The 12,858-nt window shown below is 35.8% G+C and carries 12 protein-coding genes and 1 other RNA gene; 11 read left to right on the top strand and 2 right to left on the bottom strand.

Annotation, left to right across the window (positions count from 1 at the left end; all coding sequences use genetic code 11):
- The coding region (locus tag Q5O30_RS07890) for a formate/nitrite transporter family protein (protein ID WP_302674652.1) at positions 1 to 672 on the top strand (672 nt) is incomplete at its 5' end.
- On the opposite strand, the gene Q5O30_RS11720 is transcribed toward Q5O30_RS07890, so the two are convergent.
- The gene (locus Q5O30_RS11720; RefSeq protein WP_021953209.1) at positions 673 to 1,194 is read right to left on the bottom strand and encodes a DUF6512 family protein; all 522 of its coding nucleotides are present in this window, start codon (positions 1,192 to 1,194) and stop codon (positions 673 to 675) included.
- Between the two features lie 119 nt (positions 1,195 to 1,313).
- Between Q5O30_RS11720 and ssrA the strand changes: the two genes are divergently transcribed.
- The 10 genes from ssrA to ung all read left to right on the top strand — a co-directional run bounded on the left by ssrA (position 1,314) and on the right by ung (position 9,390).
- Positions 1,314 to 1,652, top strand: a transfer-messenger RNA (tmRNA) gene (ssrA, locus tag Q5O30_RS07885).
- Between the two features lie 327 nt (positions 1,653 to 1,979).
- Positions 1,980 to 2,105, top strand: a complete 126-nt coding sequence (locus Q5O30_RS07880) for a hypothetical protein (RefSeq protein WP_302674651.1) — start codon at positions 1,980 to 1,982, stop codon at positions 2,103 to 2,105.
- Between the two features lie 33 nt (positions 2,106 to 2,138).
- A complete protein-coding gene (locus tag Q5O30_RS07875; RefSeq protein ID WP_021953208.1) occupies positions 2,139 to 2,696 on the top strand; it encodes a DUF3267 domain-containing protein in 558 nt (185 codons plus the stop codon).
- Positions 2,697 to 2,891: 195 nt separating this feature from the next.
- Positions 2,892 to 3,692 (top strand): MBL fold metallo-hydrolase, encoded by an 801-nt coding sequence (locus Q5O30_RS07870; RefSeq protein ID WP_021953207.1) that lies wholly within the window; start codon positions 2,892 to 2,894, stop codon positions 3,690 to 3,692.
- Between the two features lie 446 nt (positions 3,693 to 4,138).
- Complete coding sequence (locus Q5O30_RS07865; RefSeq protein WP_021953206.1) at positions 4,139 to 4,816, top strand: response regulator transcription factor; 678 nt, start codon at positions 4,139 to 4,141, stop codon at positions 4,814 to 4,816.
- Positions 4,816 to 6,309, top strand: a complete 1,494-nt coding sequence (locus tag Q5O30_RS07860) for a cell wall metabolism sensor histidine kinase WalK (RefSeq protein WP_021953205.1) — start codon at positions 4,816 to 4,818, stop codon at positions 6,307 to 6,309. The genes Q5O30_RS07865 and Q5O30_RS07860 overlap by 1 nt, the downstream gene beginning before the upstream one ends.
- A 9-nt stretch (positions 6,310 to 6,318) precedes the next feature.
- Positions 6,319 to 6,924 carry an imidazole glycerol phosphate synthase subunit HisH gene (hisH, locus tag Q5O30_RS07855; protein WP_021953204.1) on the top strand — a complete coding sequence of 202 codons (606 nt, stop codon included), beginning with the start codon at positions 6,319 to 6,321 and terminating at the stop codon, positions 6,922 to 6,924.
- Between the two features lie 18 nt (positions 6,925 to 6,942).
- Positions 6,943 to 7,704, top strand: a complete 762-nt coding sequence (gene hisF, locus Q5O30_RS07850) for an imidazole glycerol phosphate synthase subunit HisF (protein WP_021953203.1) — start codon at positions 6,943 to 6,945, stop codon at positions 7,702 to 7,704.
- 28 nt (positions 7,705 to 7,732) lie between these two features.
- On the top strand, positions 7,733 to 8,608 hold the full coding sequence (locus Q5O30_RS07845; RefSeq protein WP_021953202.1) for a diacylglycerol kinase family protein: 876 nt from the start codon (positions 7,733 to 7,735) through the stop codon (positions 8,606 to 8,608).
- Between the two features lie 107 nt (positions 8,609 to 8,715).
- On the top strand, positions 8,716 to 9,390 hold the full coding sequence (gene ung, locus Q5O30_RS07840; RefSeq protein WP_021953201.1) for a uracil-DNA glycosylase: 675 nt from the start codon (positions 8,716 to 8,718) through the stop codon (positions 9,388 to 9,390).
- A 315-nt stretch (positions 9,391 to 9,705) separates the two neighbouring features.
- On the opposite strand, the gene Q5O30_RS07835 is transcribed toward ung, so the two are convergent.
- On the bottom strand, positions 9,706 to 12,858 hold a 3,153-nt coding region (locus tag Q5O30_RS07835; protein WP_302674650.1), incomplete at its 5' end, for an acyl-CoA dehydratase activase-related protein.

Genomic DNA, 12,858 nt, shown 5'->3' with positions numbered 1-12,858 from the left:
GGAACAGCTTCATCTATTGTAGCTGCAACCGTCGATAACCATTCTATAGCAAGAATGCTTATGGCACTGGTATTCCCGGCAGGACTTGCCATGGTGGTGTTAAACAATTCGGAGCTTTTTACAGGTAACAACCTTTTGGTTATATCTTTGTTAGACAAAAGGATAAGCTTTTTATCCATGATAAAAAACTGGGTGGTAGTTTATATTGGAAACCTTTTAGGTTCAATGCTGGTTACAGGAATTATAACCATAGGTCATGTATATTCGTCCTTTGATAATGCCATGACTACAAGAGTTATTAATATTGCCGTTACTAAGGCATCCCTTGGGGCTTCTGATGCATTTACAAGAGGTATCTTATGTAATGTTTTAGTTTGTGTGGCAGTTATGATGACACTTATGGCTGAAACGGCAGGTGGAAAGATTGCAGCTCTGTATTTCCCGATTTTTGTATTTGTAGTCTGCGGCTTTGAGCATAGCGTTGCAAATATGGGATATATTAGTGGTGGTATATTTGCCAACATGAAGTACGGTAATTGTGGTGTGGATGTATCATCCCTTACATGGTACAGATTTTTTGTAGGAAATCTGTTGCCTGTAACTTTAGGTAATATCTTAGGCGGATGTATGACAGGTGCGGCATACTGGTTTATATCAAGAAAAGACAAATAATTAAGAGTAATCCTTAAATAGTGGGAGAGCCGGTGGGTATACTGTAAAAAGTATAAAAAGTATAAAAACAATCTCCCACAAAAGGATTACTTTTTTATTTGATATAAAGCAGAAGTTATAATTTTTTTGAGCAAAATAGAATACTGAAAAACACACAATTACACCTATTATGAAAATCAGAATATCCAAAACTAAAATATCTTTTTTTAGAATAAATGTGTAAAGGTAGAAAAGTACCGGAATTGTAATAAGTCCCGATACCACTCCTAAAAAGGCAGGAAAAAGGTAATTACAATTGTTTTTGCCAAATTTCTTATAGCCTATGGTAATCCATAAGGTAGCAGGATAAAAAAGGAGTTTTAAATGCTCCCACACACTTTCATTAATTGGGGCAAAAAGTCCCACTACAGGATTTCCGTTAGACAGGTCATATACAAAATGCAATAAGGTTCCGGTAATTACCGTAAATATAATCCCTAAAATGGTAAATTTTAAAAGTGTGATTTTTTTGAAATTAAACATTTATTACCTCCAAAGTATAGGATGAAACATTTCCACAAGTATTATATGTAGTAAGAGATGCAAATATGCCATTGACATTTTTAATATTTTGGTTTAGTATACTCATACAATTAAATTAAGGGCTAGTACTGGTTTCGACAGGGATTTGGAAGTTGGTGAAGCTATCCGCAGGTGATGCGTCAAATCACAAATTAAAATTAAACGCTGAAGATAATTTAGCATACGCTGCCTAGTTGCAGCTGTCTGATCTAAGAGGCCTACGGCTTAGATTCAGGCATCGACACTTGTAGGGAACCCTATATACAAAGCTTTGAGTATGTAGGAGTAACATGAAGCTACTGAAGACTGAAGGATGCTGTTTTTCGTCAGTCAGAGGGAATGTCAAATAATCAGCTATGATAGTAGAAGAACGATGGAAGGGTTTTTGGACATGGGTTCGACTCCCATCTAGTCCACTAGTTTTCATAAGGAGGGACCCACCGAAGGTGGGAGGAATCCGTATGAAGCACGCAGACGCCTGCGAACGGAGTTCGCCTTTTAATGCGTCTGCTACACTCTTATATCCCCTTATTTAAAGGGGATTTTTTTATTTTTGGTTGTATTTTGTGTTGCATATTTTCAAAAACGTTATTTGTATTAAGTAGGGGCAACACACCGAAGGTGAGAGGAATCCTTATGAAGCACGCAGGCACCTGGGAACAGAGTTTGCCTTTTAATACGTCTGCCACGCTAAAACTGAGCAAGTCGAACTCTGTATACGATATTATCATACACAGAAATATGTTTTGTTTGGTGTATCAAAGAAAAAAAACGGCATCGTATGTTACGGAAGTGATATACAGTGCCGTTATTTTTATGGTATGATGAATATGAATTTATCAAAGGATGACGGAAAAGTGCCGATGGGGTAAATTTCTGATTTTAAGCTGATGGAGGTTTAGATAATGAAATCATTTAAGTTTATGGGAGAATATAAGGATGATAATAGCTTGCCTACGCGGGTTCAAGAAGGTGCAGTTCAATTTAAAGAACCTGATATAAATAAGTTTGCAATTATCGCCAACGGAATTGCATGTGGAATATTCATAGTTGGTTTAATTTTTATTTTTCTTTCAGGAGCAGAATATAATTTTTGGGGAATAATAGCATCGTTACTTGTGTTAGTGCCTCATGAGTTTTTACATGCCATATGGATGAAGGGGGATGTTTTGATGTATACAAATATAAAAAGGGGGATACTGTTTGTTATAAGCACAGAAGATTGCACTAAAGGTCAATTTATTTGGATGAGTTTATTTCCCACCCTTATATTTGGTTTCCTGCCATTGTTGATATTCATTATAAATCCGGAAATGTCATTTTTCTCATGGTTAGGCGTGCTTTCCATTTCAATGGGAGCAGGCGATTTTTGTAATATTTATTTTGCCATTACACAAATACCAAAAAATGCATTAACATTTCTTAGTGGTTTTCATTCGTATTGGTATATACCGGAAGAATAGTATAAAATTATGTCGTTGCAAAGAAAATAACGAATTTTAGCACATAATTTTGAAGAAAGGAACAAAATCAAGATAAATAATCTTGAAGAAAAGCACAAAATAGGGAAAAACAAAATGAACAAAGTCCTTTTTAGGGAGGTTTACGTCGGATTGATGCTGATCGATGAGAGCGGCACTACATTAAGGAGAAAATATATGAATATTACAATGCTAGGTACCGGAAATGCACTTGTTACAGAGTGTTATAATACTTGTTTTATACTGCAGGAAGATAATGAATATTTTTTGGTAGATGGTGGAGGTGGAAGCACAATACTTCATCAATTAAAATATGCAGGAATTGATTGGAAAAATGTTAGAAATATTTTTGTGACACATAAACATATTGATCACATTACGGGTATATTATGGATGATTCGTATGATATGTCAGTATATGAAACAGGGAGAATATGAGGGAGAAGCAACAATATATGCTCATGATGAAGTTATTAATTTGTTGCGGGATCTGGCTGAAAAACTGTTGCAGAAAAAAGAAATAGATTTTATTGGTAAACGTCTTCATTTGGTGGCAGTTGAAGATGGAGAATCAATTAATATTTTAAACAAAAAAGTTACATTTTTTGATATACAATCAACAAAGGCGAAACAGTTCGGATTTTGTATGGAACTGGAGAAAAATAAAAAACTGACTTGTTGTGGAGATGAAACTTACAATATTTGTGAAAAGAAGTATGCAGAAAATAGCACATGGTTGTTACATGAGGCATTTTGTTTAGACAGCCAGGCAGATATATTTCATCCTTACGAAAAACACCACTCAACAGTAAAAGATGTCTGTAAGTTAGCAGAAGAACTTAATGTGAAAAATCTGCTGCTATATCATACTGAGGACAGAAATATATCACAGCGAAAAGAACTTTACAGTAATGAGGGGAAGAAGTATTTTAATGGAGTACTTTTAATTCCGGATGATTTAGAGTCAATTGAACTTTAAGAATAAAGTTTGTCTAAGGGAACAACGTTGGGTCAGCGACAGAAGAAAAGAGAAGGGTTGAACTTGTTAAATCTATATGGAACAATTGTGTAAATAACAAATAATAGCTTAAGAAGAGCAACGTCTAATTAACGTATAGATTTCCTAAAAAGGAATTATTTGTTATTAGCAGATTATAACTCAGGAGGAGAGTACCTTAATTGAGGGAGACCCCGTGTGCAAATCTGGGTGTCTGCGTATATGATAGGGCTTTGTATATTGCAAGGCTCTATTTTTGTGCTCAAAATTAAAGTAAAGTCAGGTGATAGAAAATGGGAAGGGTTTTAGAACAGCAATTATAAAATACAGGAATTCATTTTTTTTACACATATTTGTTATTTAATATAAATATAAAATTGTAATATCACAGGATAACTGATAAAATGTAAAAGATATGGAGGTACGCTATGGAACAGTTGAAAATTCTTGTTGTAGATGATGAAGAAAGAATGAGAAAGCTTGTTAATGACTTTTTAACAAGAAAGCAGTATAAGGTAGTTGAGGCGGCAGACGGAGAAGAAGCCATTAATTTATTTATCAAAAACAATGATTTTGATTTGATTATTCTTGATGTAATGATGCCTAAAATGGATGGCTGGGAAGTATGCAGAGAAATTAGAAAATTGTCAAAGGTTCCTATTATTATGCTCACGGCAAAAAGTGAGGAAAGTGATGAACTTCTTGGATTCGAGTTGGGGGTTGATGAGTATATTTCAAAACCTTTCAGCCCGAGAATTTTGGTTGCAAGGGTTGATGCCATATTAAGAAGAACCAACAATATTGACCAGGGAGAGATTGAGCAGGCAGGGGATATTGAAATAAACAAAGCTGCCCATATAGTTAAGGTAAAGGGTGAAATTGTTGAATTAAGTTTCAAGGAATTTGAACTTTTAACTTATTTTGTAAAGAATAAAGGTCTTGCATTGTCAAGGGAAAATATCTTAAATAATGTATGGAATTATGATTATTTTGGGGATGCCAGAACTATAGATACCCATGTAAAAAAATTAAGGAGCAAATTAGGCGACTGTGGAAAATACATACATACTATTTGGGGTATGGGATATAAGTTTGAGGTTAATTAATGAAACATTCAATCAGATACAAAATCACGGCGCTGATTATTGTAATAATGGCAATTTCCGTAGGAAGCATTGGAGTATTCAGCACCGTTTTCATGGAAAAATTTTATACAAATAAAAAACAGGCTGCCATAAAGGAAGTATATAAAACATTACAGGAAATTGTGGCTAAAGATCCGGACCTTGAGGATTCAAAAAACAGTAGCAAGCTTAACAGTATATGCGAAACAGACGGAGCAACTCTGATAATTGTGGATGTTTCAGGTCAGTCGGTATATTCCTATGGACCGGGAAAAAATCTGGCAGACAGATGGGCAAGCCTTGTTTATGGAAAAAATATTAATGGCAATAAAGGTACCGTTATAGAGTCTAAGAAGGATTATACACTTCAATATATGGTTGATGATGTAACATCAGACAAGCATTACGAGTTATATTCCGTTTTAGATAATGGAAACTTTGCAGTTATAAGGATGTCTGTTGAAAACTTTAAGGAAAGTGTTGCCATAACTAATCAGTTTTATTTAATTCTTGGGGTTGTTGTAATTTTAATTACAACCATTGTGATTTTATTCTTTATGAACCGGTACACAAAGGCACTTTTAAGCCTTGCGGATATTTCAAAAAGAATGTCAAAGCTGGATTTTAACGTTAAATATCAGGGACATTATAAAGATGAACTGGGTGTTTTGGGAGAAAGTATAAATGAAATGTCCGAAAAGCTTGAAGAGACAATTACTGAACTTAAATCAGCTAATATTGAATTGAAAAAGGACATTGCCAAAAAAGAGGAAGTGGATGAAATGAGAAAAGAGTTTATTTCAAATGTTTCCCACGAACTAAAAACTCCTATAGCACTGATTCAGGGATATGCGGAAGGTCTTCAGGAAGGCATAAGTGACAATCCGGAGGATGTTCAGTATTATTGTGATGTAATTGTAGATGAAGCAGCTAAAATGAACAAAATGGTTAAAAACCTGCTTACTCTTAATCAGTTGGAATTTGGTGGAACTCAGGTTAATCTGGAGAGATTTGATATTGTGTCAGTTATTGAAGGTGTTATTAATTCAATAGGAATTAAGGCACAGCAAAAGGGCGTAAATATTACTTTCAGACATAGGGAACCTGTAAGTGTGTGGGCTGATGAGTTCCAAATTGAGGAGGTTATAACCAATTATTTAAGTAATGCCATAAATCATGTTGATGCTAAGAAAATAATTAATGTGGAAATTACCGAAAAAAATGGTATAGTAAGAGTGTCGGTGTTTAATTCAGGAAAACAGATACCGGAAAGTGAACTTGAAAATATCTGGATTAAATTTTACAAGGTGGATAAAGCAAGAACGAGGGCTTACGGTGGAAACGGAATCGGTTTGTCCATTGTTAAGGCAATTATGGACAGGCATGGTATGGGATGCGGTGTAAACAATTACGCAGACGGTGTGGAATTTTGGTTTGAATTAGACAGCAGGATTAATCCGAAGGAAGGAAAATAGGTTAGACATATGATAGCGATACTAGACTACGATGCGGGAAATATACGAAGTGTTGAAAAGGCATTTCAGTATTTAGGTGAAGAAACAGTTCTCTCAAGAGATCGCGATGAAATTTTATCCGCTGATAAAGTGGTTTTGCCGGGAGTAGGAGCTTTCGGTGATGCAATGAATAAACTTAAGGATTATAATCTGGTAAATACCATATATGATGTGGTAGATAAAAAAATACCATTTTTAGGGATTTGTTTAGGGCTACAGTTATTATTTGAAAGTAGTGATGAAACACCGGGAGTCAGTGGCTTGGGAATTTTACCGGGAAATATTTTAAGAATACCGGATAAGCCGGGATATAAGATTCCACATATTGGCTGGAATTCACTGGAGCTTACAAATAATGGAAGATTATTTGACGGTGTTGCAGAAAATGCATATGTTTATTTTGTTCATTCTTATTATCTAAAGGCAAGGGATGAGGAAATGGTTAAGGCAAGTACGGAATATGTTACTCATATTCATGCATCAGTTGAAAAGGACAATGTTTTCGCCTGCCAGTTTCATCCTGAAAAAAGCGGAGACGTAGGTCTTAAGATTTTATCAAATTTTGCAAAACTTTAGTACGGATTGGAGAATGATATGCATACAAAAAGAATTATTCCATGTCTGGATGTAAATAACAACAGGGTGGTTAAGGGAACAAATTTTGTTAATTTAAGAGATGCCGGAGACCCCGTGGAGGTGGCAAAGGCGTACAATAAGGCAGGAGCTGACGAACTGGTTTTTTTAGATATTACAGCTTCAAGTGACCATAGAAAAACAGTTGTGGACATGGTTAGAAAGGTTGCTGAGCAGGTTTTTATTCCTTTTACAGTTGGTGGAGGAATAAGAAAAGTTGATGATTTTAAGGCTTTATTAAGGGAAGGCGCAGACAAAATCTCTATTAACTCATCAGCCATTATGAATCCTAATCTTATAAGCGAGGCGGCAGATAAGTTTGGCAGTCAGTGTGTGGTGGTGGCAATTGATGCCAAAAGAAGAGAAGACGGCTCAGGTTGGAATATATACAAAAACGGTGGTCGTGTTGATATGGGAATGGATGCCGTGGAATGGGCGATGAAAGCAGACCGTTTAGGCGCAGGGGAAATTCTCCTAACAAGTATGGACTGTGATGGAGTAAAAAAAGGTTATGATATTGAACTGACAAAAATTATTGCAGATAATGTTTCTATTCCGGTTATTGCATCAGGTGGTGCCGGAAGTAAGGAGCACTTTTATGATGCTCTTACTACAGGTCATGCAGATGCAGCATTGGCAGCATCGCTGTTTCATTATAAGGAATTGGAAATAATGGATTTGAAGCATTATCTTGATGAAAAAGGAGTGTCTGTGAGAATCTGATAATTTTAGGTTATACAGCAGAAAAATCATGAAGTATTATTTTATTATTAATCCTAAAAGTGGAAAAATAGATAAGAGCCGAATTGAAAAAAACATAAGGGAAGCCTGTATTGTAAGGGAAATTCCTTATGAAATTATATACACATCAAGGAAAGGCGAGGCAAAGAAAATGGCATCTCAGATTCCTGACGAAGAGTGTGTAATTTTTTCAGTTGGTGGTGACGGAAGTCTTAACGAGGTTTTAAACGGTATTGTAGGCTCAAAAAATAAGATTCTTGGGAATATACCTACAGGTAGTGGAAATGATTTTGATAAGACATTAAGAAATTTTGAGTCAGGAATTCATTACATTGATTTAGGCAAAATTAACAGCCATTATTTTATTAATTTAGCATGTGTGGGACTGGATGCAGATGTGGCAAATAATGTGTCAGTAATTCGGAATAAAAAATGGGTTCCGGTAAGTCAGAGATATAATGTAAGTCTTGTATACACTTATTTTAAGTACAAATTTAAGAAACTTACGATATCAATGGGCGAAACAACGGTAAGTAATTATTGCACTATTTTTGCTGTGTGCAACGGACAATATTATGGCGGAGGTTTTAGAATTGCTCCTCATGCCATATTAGATGATGGAATGTTTGATATTTATGTTGTGGAAAAAATGTCTAAGATTAAAATATTGCCTGTGCTTTTAAAATTAATCCGGGGAAAACATGAAAATGACAAGGCTATTAAGAAATATAAAGATTCAAAGATTACGGTAGATTGTGAGGAACCTTACACATTTAATGTGGATGGGGAAATGCTTACTTCAAAACATTTTGAATTGGAAATAGATAAAAGAGCAGTACAGGTTTTTAATGACAGATTGTTTATTAACGAAATTTTAGAAAAATAGGTATTAATAATTGTTTTGGTCAGATACAAAGATAAGCATTAAAATTCCGGAAATCTGACATGAAAATGGAAAAATTGTTTTGAAATTAGATATAAGGAGATAGAAATATGGGAATGATTACTAATGACTGGGTAGACCCCTTATCTATGGAATTTAGAAAGCCATATTATAAAGATTTATATAATTTCGTAAGGGACGAATATAGTAAGACAATAGTGTACCCACCGGCGGATGATATTTTTAACGCATTTCATTTCACACCACTTAAGGATGTGAAAGTTTTACTGTTGGGGCAGGATCCGTATCATAATGTTAATCAGGCCCATGGTTTGTCTTTTTCAGTATTGCCGGGAAATGACATTCCTCCATCACTTGTAAATATTTATAAGGAATTGCATGATGACTTGGGATGTTATATCCCTAATAACGGATATTTAAAAAAATGGGCTGACCAGGGTGTTTTGCTGTTAAACACTGTTTTAACTGTCAGGGCACATCAGGCAAATTCCCATCAGGGACATGGCTGGGAAATGTTTACAGATGCAGTTATACAGGCTGTAAATGCACAGGACAGACCTATTGTATATTTTCTGTGGGGAACACCTGCAAGACGTAAGAAGGCAATGCTTACCAATCCTAAGCATTTAATTTTAGAAGCACCACATCCAAGTCCGTTGTCTGCATATCGTGGATTCTTTGGATGCAAACACTTTAGCAAGGCAAATGAATTTTTGGTAGCCAATGGGGTGGAGCCGATAGACTGGCAGATTGAGAATATATAGGGAATGATATATTAATTATGAAAATCATGAGTTTGAGTATTGGAAATACAAAATTGTAGAGAAGTTAGTTATAAATAAATATAATTATAAGTAAAAAGCAGATTGTTCTATGTGTAATAGAAAAATCTGCTTTTTTATGCGATTTGCTTTGTTACAAGCCGAAAAAGAGACAATTTGCGCTAGAATGTTGCAGAGAAATCACTAATTCCACAGCCACAAAATTTAAAAAACATCAAAATCCACAGCTATAAGATTAAAAACATCAAACATATATTCACAAAATCGTGCTCACCCTAAAAACATTCCTACCGGAACTTACTTAACTTTGCCTTTTTCCGTTTTTTCCTGGCTTTTTAAGCGCTTGTTAGCTGTAGCAAGCATTAACTTGATTCGGTTAAGCTGGTTTACTTCGCTGGCACCAGGGTCATAATCCACAGCTACAATATTAGCATCAGGATTCATGGCACGAAGCTTTTTAATAACACCTTTACCTACAATATGGTTTGGCAGGCAGGCAAATGGCTGGGTACAAATAATATTAGGTACACCATCATGAATAAGGTGAAGCATTTCACCTGTCAGGAACCAACCTTCACCGGTTTGGTTACCAATGGAAACAACCTTTTCTGCCATTTCACTCATTTCCCAAATATCAGAAGTAGGAGTGAAATGTTTACTCTTAATAAGAGCCTTCTTGGCAGAGCCTCTCATCCATTCCAGAGCTTTAATACCTAAATTATTAATGTAAACAGATTTTTTGCTAAAGCCTAACTTTTCATACTTAAATGTAGCATTTCTAAATCCGTAAAGGAAGAAATCCACAAGGTCAGGCATAACAGCCTCAGCACCTTCAGCTTCAAGTAAGTTAACCAAATCATTGTTGGCAGTAGGAGAGAACTTAACTAAAATTTCACCTACAATACCAACTCTTGGCTTTTTGATATCCATGACAGGTATGGCATCAAATTCCTCAACAATTTTCTTCATATTCTTGCGGAAACGATGAATGCCAAAATGTTTATCGGATAACTCTTTACATAATTTATATTCCCATTTTTTATGAAGGGCGTCAGTTTCACCTGCGTTTACTTCATATGGACGGGTGTGATATACAACTCTCATAAACAAATCACCATACATGGCAGCTTCAACTGCTTTTACGGCAAAGAGAGGAGTAATCTTAAATCCACTGTTAGTTTCAATTCCCGTAAAGCTTAAGGACAAAACAGGAATATGACCCATGCCGGCTTTTTCCAATGCACGCCTAATGAAACCAATATAGTTTGTAGCACGACAGCCACCACCGGTCTGGGTGATAATAACCGCTGTCTTATTCAAATCATATTTACCTGAAAGCAACGCTTCCATAATCTGTCCAACAACAATAAGTGAAGGATAGCAGGCATCATTATTAACATATTTAAGCCCTACATCAATACAGGACTTGTTACTTGGCATTACTTCAAAATTGTATCCACATGAATTAAGGGCGGATTCAAGCATTTTGAAGTGAATAGGACTCATCTGAGGACAAAGAATAGTATATTTGTCATCATACATCTGCTTTGTAAATTCAACCTTGTTAATTGATGAAGGCTGAATTGTTCTCTCAAAATGATTTTCACTGCGAACTCTGATAGCAGCAAGAAGAGAACGGATTCTGATTCTTGCAGCACCTAGATTGTTTACTTCGTCAATTTTTAAAACAGTATATATTTTTCCTGACTTAGTCAATATGTCACTGACACAGTCAGTAGTTACAGCATCAAGACCACATCCGAAACTGTTAAGCTGAACTAAATCCAAATCATCACGGGTCTTAACATAGTTGGCAGCTTTGTAAAGTCTTGAATGATACATCCACTGATCAGATACGATTAAAGGTCTTTCCACATCAGCTAAATGTGAAATGGAATCCTCAGTTAAAACTGCAAGGCCATAGGAATTAATCATTTCAGGAATACCATGGTTGATTTCCGGGTCGATGTGATATGGACGACCGGCAAGAACAATGCCACGTTTGCCTGTTTCTTCCATATACTTTAATGTTTCTTCACCCTTTTTAGCCATATCAGATCTAGAAGCAAGTAATTCCTCCCATGCCAGATGAGCAGCATTCTTAATATCTGCCTCACTAATGCCAAATGCCTTGGTAAATTCCTCAACTAATCGTGAAGTGATGGTATCCTCATTAGTCAGTGCCATAAAAGGATTCATAAAATTAATGTCAGGGTCATTTAATTCCTCAACATTATTTTTTATATTTTCTGCATAGGATGTAACAATTGGACAATTGTAATGATTGTTGGCATCAGGAGTTTCATTTCTCTCGTACGGAATACAAGGATAGAAAATAAATTTAGCTCCGTTTTGAAGCAACCATGCAATATGACCATGAGCAAGTTTCGCCGGATAACACTCTGATTCACTAGGAATGGATTCAATTCCCATTTCATAAATCTTATGGGATGAAACAGGTGAAAGCATAACACTAAATCCTAAATTTTTGAAGAATGTTGCCCAAAATGGAAAATTCTCATACATATTTAAAACACGTGGAATACCAACTACACCCCGTGGAGCCTTGTCAGCATCAAGAGGTTCGTAATCAAATATTCTGTGCATCTTATATTCAAAAAGGTTAGGAATGTTTTCCTTGTTTTTCTGACCGCCGATACCCTTTTCACATCTGTTACCACTTATGAAACGACGACCGTCGGAAAACTTATTAATTGTTAAAAGACATGAATTGGTACAACCTTTACATCTCGTCATGGAAGTTTCATAAGAAAAAGCTTCAAGCTGTGACAAATTGAGCATGGTTGTTTCTTCACCTTTGTAACGTTCTCTTGCAATAAGGGCAGCACCGAAAGCACCCATAATACCTGCAATATCAGGTCTGATAGCCTTACAGTCGGCAACCTTCTCAAAAGCTCTAAGGACGGCATTATTGTAGAAAGTACCACCCTGAACTACGATTTTACGTCCCAGGTCTTTAGCATCAGTAATTTTAATAACCTTATACAAAGCATTTTTTATTACGGAATAAGCAAGCCCTGCTGAAATATCGGCAACACTGGCACCTTCCTTTTGGGCCTGCTTAACATTTGAATTCATAAATACGGTACATCTCGTTCCCAAATCAGTAGGATTAGAAGCAAACAAGGCTTCCTTTGCAAAATCCTGTACACTGTAATTTAATGACTTGGCAAAGGTTTCAATGAAAGAACCGCAGCCTGATGAGCAGGCTTCATTTAACTGAACGCTGTCAACAGAATTATTCTTTATTTTGATACATTTCATATCCTGACCGCCAATATCTAAAATGCAGTCAACCTGTGGCTCAAAAAATGCTGCAGCATAATAATGGGCAACAGTTTCAACCTCACCTTCATCTAAAAGCAGTGCAGCCTTAATTAAAGCCTCACCATAACCTGTAGAACATGAGCGGACAATCTTAGCATCGGC

It is taken from the genome of Eubacterium sp. CAG:161 (assembly GCF_000432355.1).
Classification (GTDB): domain Bacteria; phylum Bacillota; class Clostridia; order Lachnospirales; family Lachnospiraceae; genus Eubacterium_G; species Eubacterium_G segne.
This window is presented reverse-complemented; position numbering and strand designations above follow the sequence as displayed.